Annotated in this window: 24 protein-coding genes; 11 read left to right on the top strand and 13 right to left on the bottom strand. The window is 57.1% G+C overall.

The features are described from left to right. Positions 1 to 7: 7 nt before the first annotated feature. From gyrB to J5J09_RS00835, 5 genes are all read right to left on the bottom strand, one after another. Positions 8 to 2,443: a DNA topoisomerase (ATP-hydrolyzing) subunit B gene (gene gyrB / locus J5J09_RS00855; protein ID WP_208547838.1), complete on the bottom strand. Its 2,436-nt coding sequence runs from the start codon at positions 2,441 to 2,443 to the stop codon at positions 8 to 10. A 131-nt stretch (positions 2,444 to 2,574) separates the two neighbouring features. Then, on the bottom strand, positions 2,575 to 2,943 hold the full coding sequence (locus J5J09_RS00850) for a helix-turn-helix domain-containing protein (RefSeq protein WP_208547837.1): 369 nt from the start codon (positions 2,941 to 2,943) through the stop codon (positions 2,575 to 2,577). Continuing rightward, positions 2,940 to 3,500 carry a Smr/MutS family protein gene (locus tag J5J09_RS00845; RefSeq protein ID WP_208547836.1) on the bottom strand — a complete coding sequence of 187 codons (561 nt, stop codon included), beginning with the start codon at positions 3,498 to 3,500 and terminating at the stop codon, positions 2,940 to 2,942. Before J5J09_RS00845 ends, J5J09_RS00850 begins: the two co-directional genes overlap by 4 nt. Beyond that, on the bottom strand, positions 3,497 to 4,618 hold the full coding sequence (locus J5J09_RS00840) for a murein transglycosylase A (protein WP_208547835.1): 1,122 nt from the start codon (positions 4,616 to 4,618) through the stop codon (positions 3,497 to 3,499). The genes J5J09_RS00845 and J5J09_RS00840 overlap by 4 nt, the downstream gene beginning before the upstream one ends. Further along, a complete protein-coding gene (locus J5J09_RS00835) occupies positions 4,615 to 5,313 on the bottom strand; it encodes a Tim44/TimA family putative adaptor protein (protein ID WP_208552944.1) in 699 nt (232 codons plus the stop codon). Before J5J09_RS00835 ends, J5J09_RS00840 begins: the two co-directional genes overlap by 4 nt. A 189-nt stretch (positions 5,314 to 5,502) precedes the next feature. Here J5J09_RS00835 and secB point away from each other — a divergent pair, with 189 nt between their 5' ends. Next, positions 5,503 to 5,985 (top strand): protein-export chaperone SecB, encoded by a 483-nt coding sequence (secB, locus tag J5J09_RS00830; protein WP_208552942.1) that lies wholly within the window; start codon positions 5,503 to 5,505, stop codon positions 5,983 to 5,985. Positions 5,986 to 6,033: 48 nt separating this feature from the next. Here the strand turns inward: secB and dnaQ are convergent, their stop codons facing one another. Genes dnaQ through J5J09_RS00805 form a run of 5 tightly spaced genes read right to left on the bottom strand, consistent with a single transcriptional unit; the run spans position 6,034 to position 9,622 of the window. Then, positions 6,034 to 6,738, bottom strand: coding sequence for a DNA polymerase III subunit epsilon (gene dnaQ / locus J5J09_RS00825; RefSeq protein WP_208547834.1), 705 nt, complete (start codon positions 6,736 to 6,738; stop codon positions 6,034 to 6,036). A gap of 3 nt (positions 6,739 to 6,741) precedes the next feature. Further along, positions 6,742 to 7,332, bottom strand: a complete 591-nt coding sequence (coaE, locus tag J5J09_RS00820) for a dephospho-CoA kinase (RefSeq protein ID WP_208547833.1) — start codon at positions 7,330 to 7,332, stop codon at positions 6,742 to 6,744. Next, positions 7,329 to 8,189: a shikimate dehydrogenase gene (locus tag J5J09_RS00815; RefSeq protein WP_208547832.1), complete on the bottom strand. Its 861-nt coding sequence runs from the start codon at positions 8,187 to 8,189 to the stop codon at positions 7,329 to 7,331. The genes coaE and J5J09_RS00815 overlap by 4 nt, the downstream gene beginning before the upstream one ends. Beyond that, entirely contained in the window at positions 8,182 to 8,775 is a 594-nt protein-coding gene (locus tag J5J09_RS00810; RefSeq protein ID WP_208547831.1) for a Maf family nucleotide pyrophosphatase, read from the bottom strand. Before J5J09_RS00810 ends, J5J09_RS00815 begins: the two co-directional genes overlap by 8 nt. Before the next feature lie 25 nt (positions 8,776 to 8,800). Next, positions 8,801 to 9,622 carry a pyruvate, phosphate dikinase/phosphoenolpyruvate synthase regulator gene (locus tag J5J09_RS00805; RefSeq protein ID WP_208552940.1) on the bottom strand — a complete coding sequence of 274 codons (822 nt, stop codon included), beginning with the start codon at positions 9,620 to 9,622 and terminating at the stop codon, positions 8,801 to 8,803. 399 nt (positions 9,623 to 10,021) lie between these two features. Here J5J09_RS00805 and hemE point away from each other — a divergent pair, with 399 nt between their 5' ends. The 8 genes from hemE (at position 10,022) to J5J09_RS00765 (ending at position 18,702) form a co-directional block, all read left to right on the top strand. Continuing rightward, positions 10,022 to 11,053: a uroporphyrinogen decarboxylase gene (gene hemE / locus J5J09_RS00800; RefSeq protein WP_208547830.1), complete on the top strand. Its 1,032-nt coding sequence runs from the start codon at positions 10,022 to 10,024 to the stop codon at positions 11,051 to 11,053. Beyond that, the gene (hemJ, locus tag J5J09_RS00795) at positions 11,050 to 11,580 is read left to right on the top strand and encodes a protoporphyrinogen oxidase HemJ (protein WP_208547829.1); all 531 of its coding nucleotides are present in this window, start codon (positions 11,050 to 11,052) and stop codon (positions 11,578 to 11,580) included. Before hemE ends, hemJ begins: the two co-directional genes overlap by 4 nt. Positions 11,581 to 11,770: 190 nt before the next feature. Beyond that, positions 11,771 to 13,036 (top strand): transcription termination factor Rho, encoded by a 1,266-nt coding sequence (gene rho / locus J5J09_RS00790; RefSeq protein WP_208547828.1) that lies wholly within the window; start codon positions 11,771 to 11,773, stop codon positions 13,034 to 13,036. Positions 13,037 to 13,130: 94 nt separating this feature from the next. Continuing rightward, positions 13,131 to 14,450, top strand: a complete 1,320-nt coding sequence (mnmE, locus tag J5J09_RS00785; RefSeq protein ID WP_208547827.1) for a tRNA uridine-5-carboxymethylaminomethyl(34) synthesis GTPase MnmE — start codon at positions 13,131 to 13,133, stop codon at positions 14,448 to 14,450. A 30-nt stretch (positions 14,451 to 14,480) separates the two neighbouring features. After that, a complete protein-coding gene (gene mnmG / locus J5J09_RS00780; protein WP_208547826.1) occupies positions 14,481 to 16,349 on the top strand; it encodes a tRNA uridine-5-carboxymethylaminomethyl(34) synthesis enzyme MnmG in 1,869 nt (622 codons plus the stop codon). After that, a complete protein-coding gene (rsmG, locus tag J5J09_RS00775; RefSeq protein ID WP_208547825.1) occupies positions 16,346 to 16,969 on the top strand; it encodes a 16S rRNA (guanine(527)-N(7))-methyltransferase RsmG in 624 nt (207 codons plus the stop codon). The genes mnmG and rsmG overlap by 4 nt, the downstream gene beginning before the upstream one ends. Positions 16,970 to 16,987: 18 nt before the next feature. Further along, positions 16,988 to 17,782, top strand: a complete 795-nt coding sequence (locus J5J09_RS00770) for a ParA family protein (protein WP_208547824.1) — start codon at positions 16,988 to 16,990, stop codon at positions 17,780 to 17,782. 32 nt (positions 17,783 to 17,814) lie between these two features. Beyond that, on the top strand, positions 17,815 to 18,702 hold the full coding sequence (locus J5J09_RS00765) for a ParB/RepB/Spo0J family partition protein (protein ID WP_208547823.1): 888 nt from the start codon (positions 17,815 to 17,817) through the stop codon (positions 18,700 to 18,702). A gap of 7 nt (positions 18,703 to 18,709) precedes the next feature. Here J5J09_RS00765 and holA read toward each other — a convergent pair whose 3' ends face one another. From holA to leuS, 3 genes are read right to left on the bottom strand one after another with little or no spacing between them, the layout of a single operon-like run. Beyond that, on the bottom strand, positions 18,710 to 19,750 hold the full coding sequence (gene holA, locus J5J09_RS00760) for a DNA polymerase III subunit delta (protein ID WP_208547822.1): 1,041 nt from the start codon (positions 19,748 to 19,750) through the stop codon (positions 18,710 to 18,712). Between the two features lie 23 nt (positions 19,751 to 19,773). Beyond that, on the bottom strand, positions 19,774 to 20,271 hold the full coding sequence (gene lptE / locus J5J09_RS00755; protein ID WP_208552939.1) for an LPS assembly lipoprotein LptE: 498 nt from the start codon (positions 20,269 to 20,271) through the stop codon (positions 19,774 to 19,776). A 16-nt stretch (positions 20,272 to 20,287) separates the two neighbouring features. Further along, positions 20,288 to 22,918: a leucine--tRNA ligase gene (gene leuS / locus J5J09_RS00750; protein WP_208547821.1), complete on the bottom strand. Its 2,631-nt coding sequence runs from the start codon at positions 22,916 to 22,918 to the stop codon at positions 20,288 to 20,290. A gap of 189 nt (positions 22,919 to 23,107) precedes the next feature. On the opposite strand from leuS, the gene J5J09_RS00745 reads away from it, so the two are divergent. Together J5J09_RS00745 and J5J09_RS00740 are read left to right on the top strand one after the other, a co-directional pair. Continuing rightward, positions 23,108 to 23,767, top strand: coding sequence for a YggS family pyridoxal phosphate-dependent enzyme (locus tag J5J09_RS00745; protein WP_208547820.1), 660 nt, complete (start codon positions 23,108 to 23,110; stop codon positions 23,765 to 23,767). A gap of 109 nt (positions 23,768 to 23,876) precedes the next feature. Continuing rightward, entirely contained in the window at positions 23,877 to 25,790 is a 1,914-nt protein-coding gene (locus J5J09_RS00740) for a propionyl-CoA synthetase (RefSeq protein ID WP_208547819.1), read from the top strand. The last annotated feature ends 94 nt before the right edge of the window (positions 25,791 to 25,884 follow it).

Below are 25,884 nucleotides of genomic sequence, written 5' to 3'. Positions count from 1 at the left end.
GAAAACGTCAGATATCCAGGTTGGCTACACTGAGCGCGTTTTCCTGAATGAAGTCGCGACGCGGTTCCACCTCGTCCCCCATCAGCCGCGCAAAGAGGCCGTCGGCATCCGTTGCATCAGCCACCCGGACCTGCAAAAGGGATCTCACGTTCGGATCGAGGGTTGTTTCCCAGAGCTGTTCGGCGTTCATCTCGCCGAGACCCTTGTACCGCTGCATCGACAGTCCTTTGCGGCCAGATGCGAAAATTGCATCGAGCAGCGCGCGTGGCCCGGAGATCTGCGTCTGACCGTCTTTGCGTGAAAGGAGCGGCTGGCTTGCGTAAACCTCCTGAAGACGGGTGGAAAGCTGATCCATATGACGAGCATCCGCCGATCCGATAAGGGCGACATCGATAGCGGCGACTTCCTTGACGCCGCGAACCATGCGCTCGAACCGCAGCCCGCCTTCATCTGTCACGTGACCAGTCCAGCCACGTTCGGTCTCTTCGGCAATAAGATCGAGCCGCCGTGCAACCTCAGCCGCCGTCGCCTCGGCGCGGGCTTTGTCGCGCGTCAGTTCGGGGTTCAAAGCCCCGGTGATTGCCGCCTGCTCAACAACGTTGCGGCTGTAACGGGAGTGCAATCCCTCCACCAGCGAACGCAGACGTAGCGCATCGTTGATGACTTCCCGGAGATCAGCACCCGCACGGACCTCACCAGATCCAAGTTCCAACGTCGTGTCGTCAAGACCCATCGAGATGAGGTAGTCCTCGAGCGCCTTCTCGTCCTTCAGGTATTGCACTGATTTTCCGCGCGTCACCTTATAGAGCGGCGGCTGTGCGATGTAGAGATGTCCCCGTTCGATGAGCTCGGGCATCTGCCGGAAGAAGAAAGTCAGAAGAAGCGTTCTGATGTGTGCGCCGTCGACGTCGGCGTCCGTCATGATGATGATCTTGTGATACCGAAGCTTATCGGGATTGAACTCGTCCTTGCCGATCGACGTTCCGAGCGCTGTGATCAGCGTGCCGATCTCCTGGCTCGACAACATCTTGTCGAAGCGCGCACGCTCAACGTTGAGAATCTTGCCTCGAAGGGGCAGAATTGCCTGCGTCTCGCGCGAACGCCCCTGTTTGGCCGACCCGCCCGCCGAGTCACCCTCGACCAGGAACAATTCGGATTTCGAGGGATCCCGCTCCGAGCAGTCGGCGAGCTTGCCCGGAAGAGAGGCGATATCGAGGGCACCTTTTCGGCGTGTGAGTTCTCGGGCTTTGCGAGCCGCCTCACGAGCTGCCGCGGCTTCGACGACTTTTCCGACCAAGACCTTGGACTCCGTAGGATGCTCCTCCATCCAGGTCCCGAGCGCCTCGTTCACCAGGCTCTCCACCACCGGCCTTACCTCTGACGATACCAACTTGTCCTTCGTCTGAGAGGAGAATTTGGGATCGGGAACTTTGACGGACAGAACTGCCGTCAGGCCTTCGCGGCAGTCGTCGCCAGTCAGCGACACCTTTTCCTTTTTGGTAATTCCAGCCGTATCGGCATAGCCAACAATCTGGCGGGTCAGAGCCGCGCGAAACCCCGCCATGTGCGTCCCGCCATCCCGCTGAGGAATGTTGTTGGTAAAGCAGAGCACGTTCTCGTGGTAGCTATCGTTCCACCACATGGCCACTTCGACCGTAATGCCATCCTTCTCTCCACGAATGGCAACGGGCTTCTCCACAAGAGGCTTCTTAGAGCGGTCGAGATACGAAACGAACGCCTCCAGACCGCCATCGTAGATCATCTCGTCCTGCCGGACATCCGAATGGCGGCGGTCCGTGAGCAAAATTCTCACTCCGGAGTTGAGAAATGCCAGCTCACGCAGCCTATGTTCCAGTGTGCCGTAATCAAACTCGATCTTCGTGAATGTTTGCGGGCTTGGCAGAAAGGTGACTTCCGTGCCCGACCGTCCTTCATAATCACCAGTGACGCGAAGCGGTGCATCAGCCACGCCATGGGTGAAGCTCATCTCGTGGATTTTCCCGCCACGCCTGATGCGGAGCGTTAGCTTGGTCGACAGCGCGTTGACGACGGAGACGCCCACGCCGTGGAGACCGCCTGACACCTTGTAGGAATTCTGGTCGAATTTACCACCAGCATGCAGCTGGGTCATGATGACTTCTGCGGCCGACACGCCTTCGGAGGAGTGTATATCGGTTGGAATACCACGCCCGTTGTCGGTTACGCTCACGGATCCGTCGGCATTAAGAGTGACGGTCACGAGGTCAGCATGACCGGCGAGCGCCTCATCGATCGCGTTGTCAACGACTTCATAGACCATGTGATGCAGGCCCGAACCATCGTCCGTATCGCCGATATACATCCCCGGCCGCTTCCGGACCGCGTCAAGTCCTTTCAGCACCTTGATCGAATCGGCGCCGTATTCTGACGAATCTGCGGTTGCAGTTACAGGAATGTCACTCATCAAGGTTCTTTCCATTTAAGGCAAAACGGCTATTTCGAATCAGCCGCAGCGTTAGGCGGGACTATAGAGGTTTTGTTTGAGCGATCAAAACATCCGCAGGCCGCAGGCAGTCAAAACAGGGGGAAAACACGTCAGTTACCGCGCTTTTGCGCGTGGTCGAGGACTTCCTGAAGAGCCAGAAGGGACTCGATCGGAAGCGTTCGTATTTCAGCGGCCAGAGCATTGGCAAATGCGGTGTAGGGAGTTGGGAGACCTGACGTATCGATGGTAACCTTTGGGTCGGAGACGCCAGCAGTCTGAAACAGTTGTTCGGCTTCGTCCCAGATGATGTTGAAGTAGCCGGCGACACGCTGCAGCAGATCAAAACTCGGTTTGCCTCGTTTCCCGTGTTCGAGAGCCGAGAGATATGCCGGTGAGACGCCTATGGCGTACGCCATCTCCTTTTGCGACACCCCTCTCTGACGACGCAGGTCGCGCACCAATTCTGCAAAGGGAGTCACGACGGTTCTCTCCCCCCACGCGACAAACGAACGTAGAGCGCCCCCTCACCGCCGTGATGGTGTGCGGCAGTTTCATACGAGGATATCAGGTACCGAAACTGGGGATTTGCGAACCACATCGGGACGGCACGCTTCAATGCCCCATCACTTCCCAGGGAACTTCCCTTGCCGGTGATGATGAGCACGTGCCTGAGACCTCGCTCGTGGGCCCGGATCAGAAAATCGAGCAACACCGTGTGCGCCTCGCTCTGGATCAAGCCATGAAGGTCCAGTCGCGCCTCAAGAGCCAGTCGCCCCCGAGACAACTTTCGCTTCACGGGCCGCTCCAACGGATGGTGCACGCCGCCAACCTTGTCGCGTCGCGCTACGTCGCGCTGGGATGGAGGGGCGACCGCAACACTGGCCTCCTTGGAACCGCCCGCTTCAGGGACTATCTTTTCGAATTCCTCCGTGAGCTGAAGCATCTCCTCCAGTCGGCCCGGCAACGGACGCGTCGTGCGAGCGATCCGCCCCCACAGGATCCGATCTTCCGGCGTGAGCTTCCTGTCCCGGCTCATGGGATGTACCTCGATGCCGCATCCTTCGGGATCAGAATGTAAAAGTCTGCGGCGCTTCTCACCGCTCCCGCATGCTCGCCGGCGAGATCCCCGGAGCCCGTGAAGATATCTCCACGGGCGGGTCCGACAATGGCCGAGCCTGTATCCATCGCCAACATCAACCGGGCGAAGGGTCTCTCATCATCGATGTGCGTGATAGTCTCTGCGTGGACGAAAATCGGAAAGCCGAACGTGTGAATTTCCCGATCGACGGCGAGCGACCGCCCGGGAACAAGTTGGACCTTTGCAGCAGCGATCGGGCCGAGAGCCGGATCATCGACCAAGCTTTCGCGGAAGAATATGTAGGAGCGGTTCGTCCACAAAATCTCTTCCACGCGCGCGGGGTTGTCGCGAAGCCACGCCCGGATCGCCTGCATGGATATCTGGCTTTCCGGGATCTCTCCAATGTCGATCAGGTGTCGACCTATCCCGATAAATGGATGTCCATTTTTTGCGGCATAGGTGATTCTTCTAATTTGTCCGTCCGGGAACAGAAGTTGCGCCGCGCCCTGTACGTGGGCGAAGAAGACATCGACCGACGATTTAGCCCAGGCTATCTCAAGACCCCTGCCCTCAAGGAGGCCACTGTCGATCGCCCTTCGGTCAGGATAAATCGAAATTTCTTCGCCGGTTCGACGGCCGAAGCGGTAATCGGCGGGCCAACCATCCGGCCGGTTTCCGTCGGCAATCTCTATTAGATCCACTGGGGGCCGATAGAACGGATAGCAATACACGTCGTCAGGACGATCGGAGACTTCGACGACAGGCTCGTAGAACGCGGTTACGAACCCCCGGCGCCCATCGGACGGCTGAATCATGAAGGGAACGAAGCTGGTTTCGAAAAAGTGACGCGCCCGTTCAGGCGTGGTTGATGCCACTGGGGGAATGGTCGTCACCACTGCATCCAGATCGTCCGACAGCAGGCCGAGACTGCCCACCCGATACGGCTTGGTTTTCTTTACGTAGTCGAGGCATTTCCGTAGCGGTTCGAGAAGGCATGTCGCATCATCGTTTTCCCACCTCGGCAAGTCTGCGAAGGTGCAGGGCTTCAGTGTGAAGTCGGCGCGACGACCGGTCATTGATCCGCTTCAGTAGCAATGAGCTTCCAGTTCGGGTCTCTAGACCGCACGTCCCGCGCGAAGGTCCAGATGTCGTTCACTTCAGACACGACGTCCGCATCCCCGTCTATGACTTTACCGTCCTTGTCGTATGTTGCCTGGATAAGCTGGCAGGTGATGCGGACGGTCACATGCTCCTCATTATCCCTCACACCAGCCTGAACGATGTCCGCCTTTTCGATACCCACGAAGGTAGATACAACCTTTTCACCGCGGCTTTCCCTGGTTCGGATGGCCTGGTCAAACCCTTCCATGACTTCGGGCGACAGAAGAGAGGACAGAGTTTGTCGGTTTCCCTCGGCGAAGGCCGAAACAATCATTTCATAGGCCATCTTGGCGCCATCCAGAAATTCACGCGGGTTGAAGTTCTGGTCGGCTTTCAAGACTTCGCGAAGTCCGCTGTTGAGAGCGGTGCCGGCGGGGGCATACGAGTCCGCCACGGCGAAACGATTTCCGTCGTCATTCACCTCTCTCTTGGGGAGCGTGACGACCTTTCCATCTTCGCCCTCGGGCAGCTTGGTCGAGTCCCTGCGACTGTAAGGGTCGAAGGGAGGCTTTTCGTTTCCTGTGCGGCGACCCAGCACGCTGCGCAGCTGCAGAAAGATCAACACAGCCGCCACCAAAAAGAACAGCGTTACAAATTCATTCGATCCCATACGAACCCGGCCATCGCTCCAATTAAATTCCGCTTTTTCATATAGTCTGCAAATGCCGATCATTCAAATACGGAAGCCGAACAGTTTCGTGAGGCTTCTAAAGCCAGCAGGCTGCCGAGAGGTCGGAGGGTTGTAAGGCCCATATCGAAATGTTAGATGGCCATCAAACTTCAATATGCGAGGACCATTATGGCCAACGAGAACGGCGCTCAGGCAACAACAAGCCCGACATTGAACATTCTTGCCCAGTACATCAAAGATCTGTCCTTTGAAAATCCTGGGGCGCCCCGGTCTCTGCAGGCGCGCGACAAGGCGCCGGCCATCAACATCAATGTCAACGTTAATGCCAATCCGCTTTCGGATACTGACTTCGACGTGGTTCTCAGCCTGACGGCAGAAGCGAAAGACGCAGACAAGGTCGTATTCGCGGCGGAGCTCGTTTATGGCGGTGTATTCAGAATTGCAGGTTTCCCGCAGGAGCACATGCTGCCGCTTCTGTTCATCGAATGCCCGCGTCTGCTGTTCCCGTTCGCGCGGCAGATTATCGCCGATGCGACCCGCAATGGCGGCTTCCCGCCTCTGATGATCGACCCGATCGATTTCGCTCAGATGTTCGCCCAGCGGATGGCGGAGGAGAAGACAAGGGCTCAGGTGTCTGCTGCCCCGAACTGATTTTTCTTTTATTGACGTCAGCTATGCCCCGGCTTCGACCGGGGCTTTTCATTCGTACTTGTTCCAGATCGCTTTTGCGCCGAGCCTTTGGCGGAGCGCTCCATGACATTCAATCTCGTGGGCGGTAAGACGCTCGGCTAGCGCATGAGGTCTTGTCGCGTCGAGCAGCACAATCTCTTCCGCGGTATCCTCTCCACGCCTTGAGGCGCCCGCTTCCGTATGCACAAGTCCCAAGGCGGCCTGTCGCCCCCCTTGCATTTCGATATAGACTTCGGCCAACAGCTCTGCGTCGAGCAAAGCTCCGTGCTTGGTTCGATGGGAGTTGTCGATGCCATATCGCCGGCATAATGCATCGAGGGAATTCGGCCCCATTGGATGTTTGCGCCTGGCCATGGCCAGCGTATCCACAACCTGCTCTGCGCCTATCGGGGGAAGACCGAGGCGTTCGAATTCCGCATTCATAAAGCTCATGTCGAAATTCGCATTGTGGGCAACCCAGCGAGCTCCTTCGAAAAACGACAGCAACTCCGCTACGATTTCGGAGAAAATCGGCTTATCTTTGAGAAATTCGTCCGTTATCCCATGCACCGCGAGAGCATCAGGATGAACCTTGCGTTCCTCGGGATTGATATAGACATGAAATGTCCGCCCCGTCGGGAAGTGATTGAGCAACTCCACGCCCCCCACTTCGATGACCCGGTCGTTCTTGAACTCCAGTCCCGTGGTTTCGGTATCGAATATAATCTCGCGCATCGGCTACTTTCCTAAATTTCTCAAGCCGTCTATTACTGTCCGGACCTGCTCTTTGGCGTCTGCCATGCCGCGACCCGTATCGATCACATAGTCGGCCCGTCGACGCTTTTCCTCGTCTGGCATCTGGCGCGACAGAATCATCCTCAGCTTTTCTTCCGTCATCCCAGGTCTCGCCATCACGCGGTGCCGCTGGGTCTCGGGGTCGCAGGTCACGACAACGACCTTGTCGACCCTCTGGTTGGCGCCTGTTTCGAACAGAAGGGGTATGTCCAGCACTGCGATGTCAGCGCCCGCGGCCTTTTGGAATAGTAAAAATTCACGTTCTTTCTGGACCACCAAGGGGTGAACGATTGCTTCCAATTCACGAAACCTAGCCGGATTCTTAGCTAGCAATCCCGACAGGATTTGGCGATCGACACGGCCGTCGAGCACACTCTCGGGAAAGGCTTTTTTCACTGCCGGCACGGCCTCTCCGCGATACAGTTGGTGAACAACCTCATCGGCGTCGTTTACGGGAAGACCCTCTTCCGCGAACATTCGAGCCGTTGTCGATTTCCCGGTGCCGATAGAGCCGGTGAGACCCAGACGAATCATGTCTCTCGATCCACGTCGCTGATGATCATCTGACGAAGCGTGTCCGTTATCTCCGGTCTTTGGCCAAACCACTTCTCAAAGCCCGGGACCGCCTGATGCAACAACATTCCAAGTCCACCCACCGAAACCCGACCGGCGCGAGCCGCCTGCATCAGGATCGGCGTAAGCCGCGGAGTGTAGATGATGTCGTTCACCACACCATTCGATGCCATCCTGTCAAAAGGCAACTCCGGTACGTTGCTGCCGCCCATTCCCAGGGATGTCGTGTTCACAAAGAGCCCAGCCCCTGCAATGACCTCGCCAATGCTGTCCATTTGATGTGCGTGAACCTTCGCCCCGAAGCGATCGACCAGCTCCTGCGCTCGATCCAGGGTGCGGTTCACCACGTGGATTTCCGACAGACCGCGCTGCCTTAGCGCATAAACGACGGATCGGCTCGCACCGCCGGCGCCCATGACCACGGCACGTTGCGTTTTATCCCATCCTGGCGCCTCCTCATCTAGGCACGCGAGGAAGCCCGCAGCGTCGGTGTTGCTGGCGTAAAGTCGACCGTTCTCAAGCCAAAGAACGTTCGCCGCGCCGATTTCTCTCACGACGTCGTCACAATGATCGGCATAGGCAGCGGCCGCTTCTTTATGCGGAATCGTGACATTCCCGCCAACAAAGCCCGACTCCGAACTTCTAAGCCGGTCAAAGAAAGCCCTTATGTTTTCCGGCGCCACCTCGATCTTTTCGTAAACGCCATGGAGGCCTAGCTGGCGTATCCAGTAGTTATGGATGAGCGGCGAGCGTGAGTGCTTGACGGGGAAACCCAGAATGAAAGCTCTTATTAACTGTGTTTCACGTGAATCACGCATGTGCTGCTCCTACTCTTCTCAGGAAGTCGAGTAGAGGAACGAGCGGTAGACCGAGTACCGTGAAATAATCGCCATCGATCCTGTCAAACAGTTGTACGCCAACGCCCTCAAGCTGATATCCCCCGACGCTTCGCAACACCTTCTCATCGACTGACTCCACGTAGTAGCTGAGGAATTCTTCCGTAAACTCCCTTACCGACATGCGCGCGATATCCACGTGCTCCCAGACAATCTGTCCATCCACGGCGACCGCCACTGCGCTGTTGAGCTCATGTGTTTGCCCACGCAGCCTGAGAAGAACTTCCCGCGCGTCAGCAATCGATTTTGATTTGTGAAGAAGTTGCCCTTGCAACGACAATACCTGATCCGAGCCGATAACCAGCGCTGACGGGTTTCGTAGGCTGACCGCCACCGCTTTGGCTTTGGCAAGTGTAGCGGCAAGCGTTACCGGATCCCACCTGCCCTCAGCGTCCTCTATCGCCCTTTCATCGACACCGGAATCCTCCCATTCAAATGCCAGGCCGGCATTCATCATAAGCGCCCTTCGGAAGGGACTTGTCGAAGCGAGGATCAGCCGCGTTGTCATAAGTAAATGTCTCCGTCATACCGGCCTAGCGAAGCTTGGGTCTCAGCGCCAAGATCGCCGCGGCGGTCTCCTCGATCGAGCGGCGCGTTACATCGATGATCGGCCATTGATGTCTCGAGCAGATGGACCGGGCGTGTTTCAGTTCCTCGGCAATTGCAGCGCGGTCCGTATACCGACCCTCGCGCAACAGGTCCACCGAGCCCAGGTCGCGGTTTTCCCGTACCTGAGAAATGCGGTCGCTCGTGGCGATCAAGCCGACGATCAGAGGACGTGTTGCGCTGAAAAGGGCATCGGGAAGCGGAATTCCCGGTACGATGGGAATATTCGCCGTCTTGATTCCTCGATTGGCCAGGTAGATGCTTGTCGGGGTCTTCGAGGTCCGGCTTATACCCACGATAACGACATCCGCATCATCGTAATCGTCGGCCATCTGCCCATCGTCGTGATCCATCGTGTAATTCAGCGCTTCTATACGGGCAAAATAGTTCTCCGTTAACGCATGCTGTGCGCCGACCCGACGGCGAGACGAAACGCCGAGATAGGACTGAAACGTCGCCATAACCGGTTCCAAGACGTTTACCGCCGGCACTCCCAAGGAGTGGCAACGCTCCTGCAGCAGCGCCGACAATTCCTGATCGATCACGGTGTAGAGAACGATACCCGGTTGCCTATCTATCTCCTCAACGACGCTTTCGAGCTGTCGGCGGTTTCGGATCAACGGATAGACATGCTCTATGGCAGAGAAGTCCCGAAATTGCACCGATACGGCACGCCCGGCCGAGATCAGCGTTTCACCTGTCGAATCCGAAATCAGGTGAAGATGGAAGAAGATTTTCTTGTTCTCCACGTTTTGGTTCCGTGGCTGTTGATAACCGGGGACAACCTCGCGAAGCGTGAACCCCATCTCGAGAGGCTGTGGGTCGACAGCCAACTTATCCACACGCCCGCGCTCCATCGGTATCGCATAGGCAGGGGTGTTAACAATGGGTAAAAGTGAGGCGTGACATCGCCAAATTCAGAGGTTGTCCACAGCAAACAGAATAGAAAATTTCCTGTAACACCTTATAAAATCACAGTTATTTGGTATCCGATATTGTTATCCCCGCCGCTAGGCGATTTTCGTTCGAATGCAGTCGAATGGGAAGCTGCTGTTGATGGGCTGTGCGACACTGATAATCCTTGATACCCATAGACTCTTAGAAATAGAAAAAGATTCAAACTATCTTTCTTGGTTAGAGGGACCCCTGTGAAAAAACACCGACGCAGCCTCCTTGATGTGCTCGACGGGGAGGTTTTAAGCCCACCTCCGATTTGGCTCATGAGACAGGCAGGGCGCTATCTGCCGGAGTATCGACAGACACGTGCGCAGGCAGGAAGTTTCCTGGACCTTTGCTACACGCCTGAACTGGCCACCGAGGTCACACTGCAGCCGATCCGGCGCTTCGGTTTCGACGCCGCGATCCTGTTCTCCGATATTTTGGTGATCCCCGATGCGCTGAAACGAAATGTTCGGTTCACGGAAGGTCATGGACCACAAATGGATCCGATCACCGTGGACGACATAGCGCGCTTGGAGGCAGCTTATTCGTCGGACAAGCTTTCAGCGGTAATGGAAACCGTTCGAAGTCTCCGCTCTGCGTTGCCCGATGAAACGACGTTGCTCGGCTTCTGCGGTGCTCCCTGGACAGTCGCCACCTATATGATCGCGGGACATGGAACACCCGACCAGGCACCCGCGCGTCTCTTTGCCTATCAGAACCCCTTAGAGTTCGCCCGTCTCCTCGATGTTCTTGCTGAGATCTCCGCAGGCTATCTCGTTGATCAACTGGATGCCGGCGCCGACGCTGTGCAGATTTTCGATTCTTGGGCCGGCGTGCTGGGAGAGGTTGAGTTCGAGAAATTCTGTGCCCGTCCGGTAGCCCGTATGATCGAGATGGTTCGGGCGCGGCGTCCAGGAGCGAAGGTTATCGCTTTTGCTAAAGGCGCTGGCGTTCAGTTGAGAGATTACCGCCGGATCACCAAGGCAGACGCGATCGGCCTCGACTGGACAGTCCCTCTGTCCTTCGCGAAGGAGCTGCAGAGTGAGGGTGCGGTTCAGGGCAACCTGGACCCGTTGAGGGTAGTCGCGGGCGGCACGGCACTGGACGAAGGCGTGGACAGAATACTGGAAGCTTTGGGCGGAGGACCCTTCATCTTCAACCTTGGTCATGGCATTACGCCGCAGGCGGATCCAGAGAATGTTGATCGCCTCGTCAAGCGTATCCGGAACAGGTTATGAGTGAATCCAGGGACAAGGGCCGCTCTGCGGGGCGCAGGGCCATGATAGCGCTCTCGGTCTTCGTTGCGGGCGCCTTGGCGCTTTTTCTCCTCGACGATGGACAGCGTTACCTCTGGATAAAGGCGCTGCATGTGATCGCGGTGCTATCGTGGATGGCCGGCCTTCTCTATCTGCCGAGGCTGTTCATCTACCATTGCGATGCTCAGCCGAATTCAGTCCAGGCGGAGACATTTTCCATCATGGAACGTCGGCTGTTCCGGTTCATAATGACACCAGCGATGATCTTGTCATGGGTCTTCGGACTGTATCTTGCATGGGATGTCTTCGGCTTTCGCGGGGGATGGCTTCATCTCAAGTTGCTATCTGTCGTCGTTCTGACGGCTGCGCACTTTTATTTTGGTCGGGCCGTTGGCGCTTTTGCAAAAGGCACGTATATAGGGAATGGGAGATTCTGGAGGATTACGAACGAGGTTCCGACAATTTTGATGATTGTCATAGTGATCCTCGTTGTAGTGAAGCCGTTCTAGGCGGCGTGACTGCGGTAATGCAGTTTCTTCCTTTTTGCCTTGCGGCTGATTGGCCGACAGGCTATTTTCCCGCAACCTCATCCTCGTGGCCTGCGTAGCATTCCATAATTTGCGCTCCCCTCGCAATTAAGCCGAAACGCAACGAACACGCCGCTCTCCCCTGAATTCGAAATGTACGTGGTTACTCTTCATGGCCGAAATGAAGCTACAAGAACTTAAGAGCAAGTCCCCTACCGATCTTCTGACTTTCGCTGAATCGCTTGAGGTCGAAAACGCCAGTACCATGCGAAAGCAGGAACTGATGTTTGCGATCCTGAAGATGCTGGCCTCGCAGGATGTCGAGATCATTGGTGAGGGGGTGGTCGAAGTCTTGCAGGACGGTTTCGGCTTTTTGCGATCCGCCAACGCCAATTATCTTCCGGGTCCGGATGATATCTACATATCGCCGTCTCAGATCCGTCGGTTCTCGCTGAAAACCGGGGATACGGTGGAGGGGCCGATTCGTGGCCCGAAGGAAGGCGAACGGTACTTTGCGCTGCTGAAGGTCAACACGATCAATTTCGAGGATCCCGAAAAGATCCGGCACAAGGTCCATTTCGACAATCTGACGCCGCTCTATCCGAACGAGCGCTTCAAGATGGAGCTGGATAATCCGACATCCAAGGATTTGTCGGCACGCGTCATAGACTTGGTGGCGCCGCTCGGTAAGGGTCAGCGCGGACTTATCGTGGCACCACCGAGAACCGGTAAGACCGTACTGTTGCAGAACATCGCCCATTCCATCACCGCCAATCACCCTGAATGCTATCTGATCGTCCTTCTGATCGACGAGCGTCCGGAGGAAGTAACCGACATGCAGCGGTCGGTTCGTGGCGAGGTAATTTCGTCCACCTTCGACGAGCCGGCCGTACGACACGTTCAGGTCGCGGAAATGGTCATCGAGAAGGCAAAGCGTCTCGTCGAACATGGACGGGACGTGGTTATCCTGCTGGATTCGATCACGCGTCTCGGGCGGGCCTACAACACGGTGGTGCCGTCGTCGGGCAAAGTGCTGACCGGCGGTGTCGATGCAAATGCCTTGCAACGTCCAAAAAGGTTCTTTGGCGCCGCTCGCAATATCGAGGAAGGTGGATCGCTTACAATCATCGCAACGGCTCTGATCGATACCGGCAGCCGTATGGATGAAGTTATTTTTGAAGAATTCAAGGGTACCGGCAACTCCGAAATCGTTCTGGACAGGAAGGTTGCGGACAAGCGCATATTCCCGTCTATGGATATCCTGAAGTCCGGGACACGAAAGGAAGACTTGCTCGTTCCTCGGCAGGATCTGCAGAAGATCTTTGTTCTTCGTCGTATTCTTGCGCCCATGGGAACGACCGATGCAATCGAGTTCCTTATCGACAAGCTCAAACAGACAAAAAACAACGGGGATTTCTTCGATTCCATGAACACCTGAGTTCTGGGTATTCGCAGAAAGAACTAACGCCCCGCCGAGTGTGGGGCGTTTTTGCTTAAGCTGTTCTGGTGGGACGTCGCTGGCATTAAGGTCCATGATGAGTTCAACTGATACGATATTCGCCTTGTCTTCAGGTGCCCTGCCCGCAGGTGTCGCGGTCGTGCGGATCAGCGGGCCTGAGGCCTTCAGGCTTTGCGAGACACTTGCCGGATCCGTTCCATCTCCCAGGGTGGCGTCCGTACGGGAATTGAGAACGTCAACTGGGGAGACGATCGATCAAGGTCTGGTGTTGGCGTTCAAGGGTCCCAAATCTTTCACGGGCGAAGATTGTGTTGAATTCCACGTGCATGGGAGCAGAGCAGTAGTGGCCGCACTGCTGGGTGAATTGGGGAAACGACCCAATTGTCGAATGGCCGAGCCCGGCGAGTTTTCGCGCAGGGCGCTGGAGAACGGGAAAGTCGATCTGATCGAGATAGAAGGACTAGCGGACCTTCTTTCTGCCGAAACCGAGATGCAGCGTAAGCAGGCTCTCGAGCATGCGTCTGGTCGTTTGTCCGAGCTCTACGAGCGGTGGCGTGGAGTGCTGCTGGCTGCCCGGGCCTCGATAGAGGCCGACTTCGACTTTCCTGAGGAAGACGATATTCCGGACGACGTCAGCAACCGGATCTGGGAGCAACTAGGAAGCCTGGCCGGAGAGTTGGCGGAGCATATCAGTGGCGCCAACAGAGGTGAGGTGGTTCGGGCCGGATATAAGGTTGCATTGGTCGGGCCTCCGAATGCCGGTAAGTCGACGCTTCTGAACGCCATTGCCGAGAGAGATGTGGCCATTACCAGCGAGGTAGCTGGGACGACGCGAGACGTCATCAATTGCGACGTTGATATCGGCGGCTATCTCGTTCGCTTTTCCGACACGGCAGGACTTCGGGAGACTGACGATGTGGTCGAACGGGAGGGAATAAAGCGCGCCAAGGTCGCCATGCAATCGGCGGATCTTGTCCTGGCCCTCAATGAAGCTTCTTTACCACCTATTACTCCGGGTGACATCGACTCGGTGTCGATACGAACCATTGGTACCAAACTCGACGCGATCGTGGGAAGACCCGCATCAGGCTATGATATCTTGATCTCCGCTCGAGACAGCACCGGCTTGACGGCGCTGCATCAGTTAATTATCGGCGAGATAGAGAGTAAGGGTGCCGGTATGTCGCTCGTTCCCGGAAGGGTGAGGCAGGTGGAGCACCTCGTTTGCGGATTGAACTGGTTGCGCCGTGCGCTGGACGAGACGCATCTTAACCTTGAAATCCGCGCGGAATTGTTGCGTAAGGCAGCTGATGAGATCGGCAGGATCACAGGTAGAATCGACACCGAAATGTTGTTGGATTCTATCTTCTCAGAGTTTTGCATCGGCAAGTGATGATTCACGTGAAACACAACGGTGAAGACTATGGACTATGACGTAATTGTTGTTGGGGGCGGGCACGCCGGTTGCGAAGCCGCAGCAGCAGCGGCACGTTTCGGCTGTCGTACTGCGCTTGTCACCCATAAGCGTGCCGCTCTCGGCGTCATGTCCTGCAATCCGGCGATAGGTGGTTTGGGTAAAGGACACCTGGTTCGCGAGATTGATGCTCTCGACGGTTTGATGGGTCGTTGTGCGGATGCGGCGGGAATTCAGTTCCGGTTGTTGAATCGGAAAAAGGGTCCGGCGGTTCGAGGTCCGAGGACACAGGCCGATCGCAAGCTGTACAGAGAAGCGGTTCAAGCGGCAATCGCGGCCATCGACAGTCTGGACGTGATTGAAGGGGACGTTTCTGATCTGGTTCTAGATCACCATAGCGTGATCGGCGTAACTTTGGCCAACGGCACTAACCTTTCCTCTGGAGCCGTGGTGATAACCACCGGCACGTTCCTGAATGGGCTGATTCATATCGGTACCAAAATGATCCCCGCCGGCCGCGTCGGAGAAGCGCCAACTACGGGATTGTCGAGAACGTTTGAACATCTTGGGCTCAGACTGGGCCGGCTCAAAACGGGTACACCGGCGCGTTTGGACCGCGACACGATTGACTGGAATAGCCTCGAAATGCAGCCAGCAGATGAAGATCCCGTTCCCTTCTCGTTTATGACGGACCGGATAACGACTCCGCAGATTGAATGCGGAATAACGCGTACGACGCGTGAGACTCATGCGATAATTCAGCGGAACATGTCTCTTTCCGCGATGTATTCGGGTCAGATCAAGGGAACGGGACCACGGTACTGCCCCTCGATAGAGGATAAGATCAGCAGGTTTGGCGAGCGGGACGGCCACCAGATATTCCTTGAGCCCGAGGGGCTGGACGACAACACCGTGTATCCAAACGGAATATCGACGTCCCTGCCTGAAGACGTGCAGGAAGCATTTATCCGCACGATATTAGGCTTGGAAAAGGTCGCGATCAAACAGTTCGGATATGCCATTGAATACGACTATGTCGACCCCAAGCAGCTATCGAACACTCTGGAGTGCAAGCAGGTGTCAGGTCTTTTCCTCGCCGGCCAGATCAATGGCACGACGGGATACGAGGAAGCGGCAGCACAGGGCCTCGTGGCGGGACTGAATGCCGCTTTGAGGGCCGGCTCCCGCGAGCCCGTCGCTTTCAGTCGAACGGAGAGCTACATCGGAGTGATGATTGACGATCTCACCACACGCGGTGTGATGGAGCCGTATCGGATGTTCACGTCACGCGCTGAGTTCAGGCTGACTCTTCGTGCAGACAACGCCGATCTGAGACTGACACCCATGGGGATTCGGGCTGGCTGTGTCGGAAATGACCGTGCTGCGAAGTTTGGCCGCTTTCAGCAGAAGATCGAGGATGCTCGCAGGATGTTGCGGGAACTGACAATCACGCCGAAAGAAGCGGCGGCGGCTGGTCTCTCCGTCAATCAGGACGGGCGAAGACGCAATGGATTGGAGCTACTTTCATACCCCGACATCAGCTGGGATCACCTGAGCGCTCTCTGGCCGCAGCTGCGGTCGGCCGACAGACAGGTGGTGGAGGCGCTCGGCAACGAGGCGACTTATGCTGTTTATGTTGATCGGCAGAACGTGGACGCTGTCAGTATCCGCGCAGAAGAACAGCGTAAAATTCCGCCGAACTTTGATTTTCATGGAATGCCGGGGCTCTCTCGGGAGCTCCAGGCGAAGCTTCACGCAGCGAGACCGGAAAATATCTATCAGCTCTCAAAAGTCGATGGAATGACCCCGGCGGCAGTCGCATTGATCCTTGCCACGCTAAAGCGACAAGAACGCGATTTGGAGAGAGAAGCGTCGTGAACTCGCTATCGAACGATTTCTTAGATGGTGTTTCACGTGAAACAGTGGATAAGCTAAAGGTCTTTGTTGACTGCCTGGAAAAATGGTCCGCCAAAATCAACCTGATCGGGCCGTCCACGAAGAAAGACATATGGACACGACATATTGCAGACAGTCTGCAATTAGCGTCACTCGTTGAGTTGCCGAAACGTTGGATCGATCTCGGGAGCGGGGCAGGTTTCCCCGGACTGATCATTGCTATTCTAATGGCCGAGCGTGGTGACGGTTGGGTTCATCTCGTCGAGAGCAACCAAAAAAAGGCGTCGTTCCTTCGCGCCGCGCTTCTGGAGACCGGTGGTCGTGGTGAGGTACATGCCGTCCGTATTGAAGACTTCGCCAAAAATGACATCGAGACAGACATTGTTTCAGCGCGCGCGCTGGCAAGTCTAGATCTGCTATTCGAGTATTCAGCTCCGTGGCTCTCGCAGTCGGCCCGAGGCTTGTTTCATAAAGGGCGGGATTACCGTGCGGAAATCGACAAAGCGCGTGACCGCTGGCAGTTCGATCTGGTATTACATCGTAGCGCTATCGAAGCCGACTCCGTGATCCTCGACGTTAAGAGTCTGGCGCGCAACTATTAACCGTTGATCAGGTGCGGCATGGCAATCGAATTGACTCGAGTCATCACAATCGCCAATCAAAAAGGTGGGGTGGGCAAGACGACCACCGCGATAAACTTGGCGACAGCGCTCGCTGCAATCGGTGAGCGGGTGTTGATCGTCGACCTCGATCCACAGGGTAATGCCAGTACGGGACTCGGCATCGAGCGCAAAGAACGTCGCCTTTCGTCCTACGATGTCCTGACGGGGGAGCAGACGCTCTCAGCGGCAGCCCTGAAGACAGCGGTCCCCAATCTCTCAATCGTGCCCTCCACACTTGATTTGCTCGGTCTCGAGATGGAAATCGCCCATCAAAATGACAGGGTCTTTCGTCTCAAAAAGGCACTCGATCATCTGAGAGGCGAATATAGCTACATCCTTCTCGATTGTCCGCCGTCCTTCAATCTTCTGACTATGAACGCTATGGCAGCGGCACATTCCGTACTGGTGCCGCTGCAGTGTGAGTTCTTTGCTCTGGAGGGCCTGAGTCAGTTGCTTGAAACGATCAACCAGGTGCGCCAGACGATCAATCCGAGCCTTGACATACAGGGTATCGTGCTGACGATGTTCGACGCGCGGAACAATCTTGCCCAGCAGGTTGTCACCGACGTGAGAACGCATCTAGGCGATAAGGTCTATCACACGCTTATTCCCCGTAATGTTCGTGTTTCCGAAGCTCCCTCTTACGGGAAGCCCGCAATCCTGTACGATTTGAAGTGTGCGGGGAGCCAAGCCTATTTGCAGCTGGCGTCCGAGGTCATACAACGCGAGCGTCAACGCAAGGCGGCCGCCTGATACAGTTATTGCCCTATTGAAGTGAGTGAAGCATGAGTGATGATCATTCGAAACGCAGGCTGGGTCGGGGGCTGGCGGCGCTGATCGGCGAAATGGATCAACCGGTGGATGGTGCGGCTCGGAAATCCGCCGTCAATCCAGATCGCTCGGTTCCCATCGAGTTCATCTCCCGTAATCCTCGCAATCCACGGCGTTACTTCAACGAAGACGAGCTGCAGGATCTGGCGGGATCCATCCGCCAGCACGGTATCGTGCAGCCGGTCGTTGTTCGCACCCTATCATCGGACCGCTATGAGATTATCGCCGGTGAGCGGCGCTGGAGAGCAGCGCAGTTGGCCGGTCTGGTCGAAATTCCCGTCATAGTGCGAGATGTCGACGACCGGACGGCGCTTGAGCTTGCCATTGTCGAGAACGTCCAGCGTTCTGACCTTAACCCGCTCGAAGAAGCGCTCGGGTACGAGCAGTTGATCGCCGAGCATGGTTATACACAAAACGACCTGGGCGAGGTTATCGGCAAGAGCCGTAGCCACGTTGCCAACAGTCTACGACTTCTCAAGCTTCCAGACGAAGTGCGGACAATGTTGGCTGAAGGTTCTCTTTCCGCCGGACACGCCCGAGCGCTGGTGTCGACGGGAGACCCGGTCGGGCTGGCGAAGACCATCGTGCACAAGGGACTGTCGGTCCGCGACGCGGAGCGCCTGGCGCAGAATCATATCCGAGGTGAAACGATCTCTTCCGCTGGAGCGGCCAAGGAGCCCAAGGATTCCGACACCGTCGCACTCGAGCGTAGTCTGTCGGACCGGCTCGGATTGGCGGTGACGATAAGCCACAAGGGAGATGGCGGCCAGATACGCATCAATTATAAAAGTCTCGACCAACTCGAGGTGGTTTGCAGACTGCTGGAATCTGGTCAGTCCTAGAGGTTCGTTATCGCAATCGACGCGCGGACTGAAGCGTTGTCGAAAGCAACGTGTATATGGCGATGTTCGCCTCCAGCGCGTTCTTTTGGCGTGTCTGCAATATCGCCGACTGTAGGCGCGCGGTTTCCCGCGACAGATCCGATGATGACCAGCCCCGCAAGGCCCGTTCGACGAGAGGCTTCCTGCGAAAATGTATGCCGCGACTGGCGGTTTGTAATATCTGTCCCGGCTGGAGGCGTTTGTCTTCCATCTCCGAGCGCATGGCATCGAGCTGCTGGAACTGCTTGAGGCACGCCTGAAGCATCATGAAAACAGGCGTCTTCGACGCGACCACCTTCTTTGCGGCGTGGAGGAAGCCCTCGCGGTCGCCCTTCAGCACGGCGTCGACAGCCTCGTCCACCGAGACGACGCTCGCGTCGCCGATGATATCGGACACCTGCTCCAGGTCGATCTGGTCCGCACCTTTGCAATATAGAAGAAGCTTGCTCAATTCATTGCGCGATGCCAGGCGGTCGCCTCCGAGCAGGCTGAGGAGATACTCCCGAGCTGCGGGGGTGATGTGTTGCCTGGTTTTCGAGAGTTCCGCGTCGATGAGTGCACTTATTGCGCGATTGTCGTCCGCGTAACAAGGGACCATAGCGATATTGGATGATGACTGCCCAATCTTGCGAAGAGCCGCGCCTTTCTTGACGTCGCCCGCCTCAATGATGAGGTGACAGCCTTCCAGCCGCCCTTCGGCAACTATCTCCAAGCCATCGGTAAGAGCCTTTTCGCTTCCGCTGGCTTTGATCCAGACCAGCCTGTCGCCGCCGAAAAGACCGAGAGACCGTGTCTCGTCCACCAGGCGTCCAGCATCCCCCTGGAGGTCCGATCCGTCCAACCGTACCACCGCGAATGGATCGTTCAATGGGATACCAATGGATGCGGCAATCTCGGATGCTCGCTCCGAGACAAGTCCCCTATCCGGCCCGTAGAACACGAATATCCTGAAAGATTTCGAGATTCTTGCGACCGACGAATCGAATTCATGAGACTTCAGTTCGGTCATTTCGCCTATCCGTCGCCGTTTCTCTAACGGCCGAGGACAGTCGCCAAATCGGCGCGTATGAGTTCCGCAAGCTGCCTGGCCGCCCGGTTTTCCGCATCCCGGATGGCGCGCAACTTGGCGAACTCCTGCGACGGAAAGTCGACCAGAGCCACGGCCTGTCTCCGGCTTGAGCGCAACACGGTGCCATCGCTGACACGGCGAACGACGTAATCACCGGTCACGACCACACGACCTGCATTGGCGGTATCTGAAGACTGTTCCAGCAATACGCCGATGGTTTGGGATTTTACGTCGAGTTCGACCTCGTACTCTGCCGTTACCGGCTCTCCCGCGCCGCCGGATGTCAGAAACACCAGATGGTTTCGGACAGCCAGCGATACGCGATCGGTCGCTTCCGAGAAGGTCACGGCCGCTAGCTTTTCGGCGGCTGCGGACGTGTCATCGTAGAGTGGACGAACTTGGCAGGCCTGGAGGACAATGGCGATTGCAAAGAGGCACAAAGTCGCGCGCACGCGATGCACCGGGAGAGGGACACGACTAAACGACAAGGTTCACGATCCTTTGCGGCACAACGATGATTTTCTTCGGCTTCTGGCCATCAAGTGCACTCTTAACGAAATCCAGCGCCAAAACAGCATCTTGAACTTCATTCTGGGTCGCGTCGCGCGCAATTGTCAATTCACCGCGTTTCTTACCATTGATCTGCACGGGAAGGACGATTTCGTTCTCGACGACCAGCGCGGGATCGACCTGCGGCCACCGCGCCTGTGACACCAGACCCTCATTGCCAAGGGTGGCCCAGCATTCCTCCGCCAAGTGCGGGGTCATCGGTGCAATCAGATGGATAAGAATCTCGACAGCATCACGAACAGCAGCGATGTAGGCTTCGTCAGCGGGTTCCGCGGTAACCCTGGTCAGCGGACCGGCCAGAACATTCACAAGCTCGTACATTCTGGCTACGGCCTTGTTGAACGACAGCCGGTCGTAATCTCCCTGCACAGCCGCCAAGGTTTTATGGGCTGCTTGGGAAATGATCAGGCCGCTGCCGTCCTTAGCCGGATTCGCCTTCACGGTTCGCAGAACCTCAGACGCCTCGGATATCAGTCGCCAGACACGCTGGACGAAACGATGAGCTCCTTCCACCCCAGCCTCGGACCAAATCACATCCCGATCCGGCGGGGAATCCGACAGAACGAAGAAGCGCGCGGTGTCCGCGCCGTATGACGCTATGATATCGTCAGGGTCGACCACGTTCTTCTTGGACTTCGACATTTTTTCGATGGAGCCGATCGCGACCTCTTCTCCACTGGCGGCCAGGACGGCTCGCCGTGTGCCTTCCACTTCCTCGATCCGGACCTCCGCTGGAGATACCCACTGACCGTTGGCGCCACTTCCCAGCCTGTAGGTTTCGTGAACCACCATGCCCTGCGTGAACAGACCCTTGAATGGTTCCGAGAGGGAGACGTGGCCGGTCTCGCGCATCGCGCGGGTGAAAAACCGCGAGTAGAGCAGATGCAGAATGGCGTGCTCAATGCCGCCGATGTACTGGTCGACCGGCAGCCACCGGCTGGCGACATCGGGATCCGTCGGTTCGTCCTGCCATGGTGCTGTGAACCGTGCGTAGTACCAGCTCGAATCGACGAATGTATCCATCGTATCGGTTTCGCGCCGGGCAGCTGCTCCGCACACCGGGCAGGCGACATGTCTCCAGCTGGCATGGCGGTCCAGCGGGTTTCCGGGAACATCGAACGTAACGTCGTCCGGCAGCTTCACGGGCAGGTCCTTCTTCGGGACCGGGACCACGCCGCAGCTGTCGCAATGGATGACCGGTATTGGGCAGCCCCAATAGCGCTGTCTTGAAATACCCCAGTCACGGAGACGGAAGTTCACCTTCCGCTCACCCTGGGGAGCCCCATCGAGAAGCGTGCCTGACAACTTGTCGGCCACCACGTCGAAGGCTTCCCGGTTGGACATGCCGTCCAGAAATTGCGAGTTGATCATGACGCCATCGCCATCATAGGCAGTGTCGCCGACCGAGAAGTTCTCATCGTTCGAGTCACTGGGCCTGACGACAGGCACAACGGGGAGACCATACTTTCTCGCAAAGTCCAGATCGCGCTGGTCGCCGGACGGGCAGCCGAAGATGGCACCCGTTCCATAGTCCATCAGCACGAAGTTCGCGACGTAGACGGGGAGTTCCCACGAAGAGTCGAAGGGATGACGGACCCTGATACCTGTATCCATTCCCTTCTTTTCGGCGGTTTCAAGAGCCGCCAGCGACGTGCCGGCGCGACGGCATTCCTCACAGAATGCGGCAATCTCCTGATTGCCTTCGGCAACGGCCTTTGCCAACGGGTGATCTGCCGCGATCGCCATGAACGATGCACCGAAAAGGGTGTCCGGCCGCGTCGTGTAAACGGTGAGCTCGTTGAAACCAGCCGGAGCACTTGCGTCGGTCAATTGCCAGCGAATGGACAAGCCTTCCGATCTGCCGATCCAGTTCTTTTGCATCAGGCGGACCTTCTCGGGCCACTGATCCAAACCGTCCAGAGCGTCCAGCAGATCCTGGCTGAACGCGGTTATCTTGAAGAACCACTGCGTCAGCTCGCGCTGTTCGACCAGCGCACCGGACCGCCAGCCGCGGCCATCGATCACTTGTTCGTTTGCCAGAACCGTCTGGTCGACCGGATCCCAGTTGACCTTCGACTGCTTGCGATAGACCAGTCCCTTCTCCATCATATCGAGGAAGAGATGCTGTTGACGGTGGTAATAGTCCACGTCGCACGTCGCGAACTCGCGGGACCAGTCCAACGAAAGCCCCATGGACTTCAGCTGTCCGCGCATGGTCGCAATGTTCTGGTAGGTCCAGTCCTTCGGGTGAACCTTGTTCTGCATCGCGGCGTTTTCCGCCGGCATGCCGAAAGCGTCCCATCCCATCGGATGCAAAACGTTATAGCCGCGCGCTCGCTTGTAGCGGGCAACCACATCGCCCATGGCGTAATTGCGAACGTGTCCCATGTGAATCCGGCCCGAGGGATACGGAAACATTTCGAGGACGTAGTATTTCTCCCGCGGATCATCATTGTCTGTCTTGAAGACCTCGCCCTCGGTCCATCGGGACTGCCAACGAGGCTCGGCTTCGCGCGGGTTGTAACGTTCGCTGCTCATGTCGTGTTATTCCGGAAATCAGGAGAGGTTGGGCGAGACCTTCACCATGAAACCGCCCAAGCGTCAAGTTTAGGGCCAGCCTTACAGCTTCCTCTTTGACAAGAAGGGGTAGCGTGGTTTTAAGACAGCCTACATATGGGATGGCACGTTCGATCCAACCAGAGACGGCAGACAGGGAACGGAATGATCATGACGCTTGAAGAACGGCTTCTGGACATATTGGGCCGCATCGACAGCGCAACGCGCGACGCCGGGCGCCCAGCGGGTTCGGTGCAGCTGGTGGCCGTCTCCAAGACCTTCGATGCAGATATCGTTCGTCATGCGATAATGGCCGGACAGCGTGTATTCGGTGAAAACCGAGTGCAGGAGGCACAACAGAAATGGCCCATTCTGAAAGCTGAAACGCCCGGCGTGGAGTTGCATCTGATCGGCCCGCTCCAGTCGAACAAGGCCGCTGACGCCGTTTCCCTTTTCGATGTCATCGAGACGGTGGATCGGGAGAAGATCGCACGCGCCCTTGCCGACGAGATGCGCAGGCAGGGGCGTCAGTTGCCAGTATATGTACAGGTGAACACCGGTCTCGAACCGCAGAAGGCCGGCATCGATCCGAAGGAGGTCGTCGCCTTTGTTGCTTTCTGCCGTGAGCAACTGGGACTTTCCGTGATCGGATTGATGTGCATTCCTCCTGTCGACGAAAACCCTGGCCCCCATTTCGCGCTCCTTGCAAAGCTCGCGAAAGAGGCAGGTGTCGAGCGACTGTCGATGGGAATGTCGGGGGACTTCGAGACGGCCGTATCCTTCGGGGCGACGAATGTGAGGGTTGGCTCCGCCATTTTCGGCTCGCGATAACCCGACGATTTGACGAAGAGCAAATCCGATACCGCTTTCGTCTGGCTTTCCACCGGCAGCCTCGTTCCCCTAAATAGGGTCAGGTGCACTGGCGTCGGGAGGAACAGTCATGTCGGAGCGTTACCGGGAGGTTTATGAAACCTGGGAGCATGATCCAGAGGCCTTCTGGGCGACTGCTGCGGAGGGCATCGACTGGTTTAAACCAGCGTCCGAGGTATTTTCTCCGTCCGAGGGCGTGTACGGGCGGTGGTTTGCCGGGGCGGAAACCAATACATGCCACAACTGCATCGACCGGCATATCGATGCCGGCCGTGGTGAGCAGACGGCCGTTATCTACGACAGTCCCGCCTCCGGCACGAAGCGGATCTACAGCTACAACGACGTCCTCGCCGAGGTGAAGGCGATTGCAGCCGTCTTGAAGAACCACGGCATCGGCAAGGGTGACCGGGTTATAATATACATGCCCATGATCCCCGAGGCTGTGTTCTCAATGCTGGCTTGCGCAAGGCTCGGTGCCGTGCACTCGGTGGTCTTCGGCGGGTTTGCAGCGCACGAACTCGCGACGCGCATAGATGATTGCGAGGCCAAGGCCGTCATCAGCGCAAGCTGCGGTCTGGAACCAGGTCGCGTGGTTGCTTACAAACCGCTCCTCGACCATGCCATCGATATGGCGAAAACCAAGCCCGCGTATTGCTTCATTCTCCAACGGGACCAGTTGCACGCCCCCCTGCGCTACGAGCACGGCGATGTGGATTTCGCGCACGCCATCGAGGTCGAAAAGGCCCAGGGAACCGAGATAGCCTGTACTCCGGTCGGCGCAACAGATCCGCTGTACATTCTTTACACCTCTGGCACCACCGGCCAGCCAAAGGGCGTCGTGCGCGACAATGGCGGGCACATGGTCGCCCTCGCCTGGACAATGAAGCACATCTACGGCGTCAAACCCGGCGAAGTTTTCTGGGCTGCTTCGGATATCGGCTGGGTCGTCGGGCATTCCTACATCGTTTACGGACCCCTGCTCGCAGGGAACGCCACGGTCATCTTCGAAGGCAAGCCGGTCGGCACACCTGACGCCGGAACGTTCTGGCGGGTCTGTGCGGAGCACGACGTAAAGGCATTGTTCACAGCGCCTACCGCGTTTCGAGCGATCCGGCGAGAAGACCCGGATGCCGAACATATCCGAAAATATGATCTGAAGGGGCTCCGGACCCTGTTCCTCGCCGGTGAGCGAGCCGATCCGGAGACCATCAAATGGGCGGAGAGACACCTCAAGATACCGGTCGTCGATCATTGGTGGCAGACGGAAACGGGCTGGGCCATCGCTGCCAATCCTGTCGGATTGGGACTTCTTCCGGTTAAATACGGCTCGCCGGCCGTTCCGATGCCCGGCTACCGTATCGAGATACTCGACGACGCGGGCCACACGGTACCGTCCGGGACTCTTGGCAACCTGGTCGTAAAACTGCCTCTGCCGCCGGGGTGCCTGGTCACGTTCTGGAATGCCGACGAGCGTTTCCGGTCGTCCTGCCTTGATGAGTTCCCGGGTTACTACAAGACGGCGGATGCCGGAATGGTCGACGAGGATGGCTACGTCTTCGTCATGGCGCGCACCGATGATATCATCAACTGCGCCGGCCACCGTCTGTCGACGGGTGCGATGGAAGAGGTTTGCGCGATGCATCCGGATGTCGCCGAATGCGCGGTCATCGGTATTGCCGATGAATTGAAGGGCCAGATTCCATGCGGCTTCCTGGTCCTGAAGAACAACGTCAGCAGGGACTTTTCGGCGATCCAACGTGAGGTTGTTCAACTGGTTCGAGACGAAATCGGGCCTGTAGCGGCATTCAAGACTGTCATGAAGGTCGAACGTTTGCCAAAGACAAGGTCAGGCAAGATCCTGAGAGGAACGATGCAGAAGATCGCCGACGGAATGCCCTGGAAGATGCCCGCCACGATCGACGATCCGGCAATCCTTGACGAAATTTCGGTGGTGCTGAAGCAGAACGGTATCGCAGCCAACTGAAATCCGGTGAGACAGTGCAGGCGAAAACCGGAAAGCTCAGCGTCCATCCGATCGACTCGTTACTGGCGTCACGCTGTCGTGATTGACAAGGCCG

Source organism: Ciceribacter sp. L1K22 (assembly GCF_017599385.1).
Taxonomy (GTDB): domain Bacteria; phylum Pseudomonadota; class Alphaproteobacteria; order Rhizobiales; family Rhizobiaceae; genus Allorhizobium.
This window is presented reverse-complemented; position numbering and strand designations above follow the sequence as displayed.

What these genes read in the sequence shown, in the direction of transcription:
- holA (WP_208547822.1), bottom strand. Translation starts at nt 19,750, where the DNA reads ATGACCGAACTGAAGTCTCATGAATTCGATTCGTCGGTCGCAAGAATC.
- J5J09_RS00770 (WP_208547824.1), top strand. Translation starts at nt 16,988, where the DNA reads ATGGCAATCGAATTGACTCGAGTCATCACAATCGCCAATCAAAAAGGT.
- J5J09_RS00745 (WP_208547820.1), top strand. Translation starts at nt 23,108, where the DNA reads ATGACGCTTGAAGAACGGCTTCTGGACATATTGGGCCGCATCGACAGC.
- J5J09_RS00835 (WP_208552944.1), bottom strand. Translation starts at nt 5,313, where the DNA reads ATGGGATCGAATGAATTTGTAACGCTGTTCTTTTTGGTGGCGGCTGTG.
- coaE (WP_208547833.1), bottom strand. Translation starts at nt 7,332, where the DNA reads ATGATTCGTCTGGGTCTCACCGGCTCTATCGGCACCGGGAAATCGACA.
- mnmE (WP_208547827.1), top strand. Translation starts at nt 13,131, where the DNA reads ATGATGAGTTCAACTGATACGATATTCGCCTTGTCTTCAGGTGCCCTG.
- leuS (WP_208547821.1), bottom strand. Translation starts at nt 22,918, where the DNA reads ATGAGCAGCGAACGTTACAACCCGCGCGAAGCCGAGCCTCGTTGGCAG.
- dnaQ (WP_208547834.1), bottom strand. Translation starts at nt 6,738, where the DNA reads ATGCGCGAGATTATATTCGATACCGAAACCACGGGACTGGAGTTCAAG.
- mnmG (WP_208547826.1), top strand. Translation starts at nt 14,481, where the DNA reads ATGGACTATGACGTAATTGTTGTTGGGGGCGGGCACGCCGGTTGCGAA.
- hemJ (WP_208547829.1), top strand. Translation starts at nt 11,050, where the DNA reads ATGAGTGAATCCAGGGACAAGGGCCGCTCTGCGGGGCGCAGGGCCATG.
- rho (WP_208547828.1), top strand. Translation starts at nt 11,771, where the DNA reads ATGGCCGAAATGAAGCTACAAGAACTTAAGAGCAAGTCCCCTACCGAT.
- J5J09_RS00810 (WP_208547831.1), bottom strand. Translation starts at nt 8,775, where the DNA reads ATGACAACGCGGCTGATCCTCGCTTCGACAAGTCCCTTCCGAAGGGCG.
- J5J09_RS00845 (WP_208547836.1), bottom strand. Translation starts at nt 3,500, where the DNA reads ATGAGCCGGGACAGGAAGCTCACGCCGGAAGATCGGATCCTGTGGGGG.
- J5J09_RS00740 (WP_208547819.1), top strand. Translation starts at nt 23,877, where the DNA reads ATGTCGGAGCGTTACCGGGAGGTTTATGAAACCTGGGAGCATGATCCA.
- J5J09_RS00765 (WP_208547823.1), top strand. Translation starts at nt 17,815, where the DNA reads ATGAGTGATGATCATTCGAAACGCAGGCTGGGTCGGGGGCTGGCGGCG.
- gyrB (WP_208547838.1), bottom strand. Translation starts at nt 2,443, where the DNA reads ATGAGTGACATTCCTGTAACTGCAACCGCAGATTCGTCAGAATACGGC.
- J5J09_RS00840 (WP_208547835.1), bottom strand. Translation starts at nt 4,618, where the DNA reads ATGACCGGTCGTCGCGCCGACTTCACACTGAAGCCCTGCACCTTCGCA.
- secB (WP_208552942.1), top strand. Translation starts at nt 5,503, where the DNA reads ATGGCCAACGAGAACGGCGCTCAGGCAACAACAAGCCCGACATTGAAC.
- J5J09_RS00815 (WP_208547832.1), bottom strand. Translation starts at nt 8,189, where the DNA reads ATGCGTGATTCACGTGAAACACAGTTAATAAGAGCTTTCATTCTGGGT.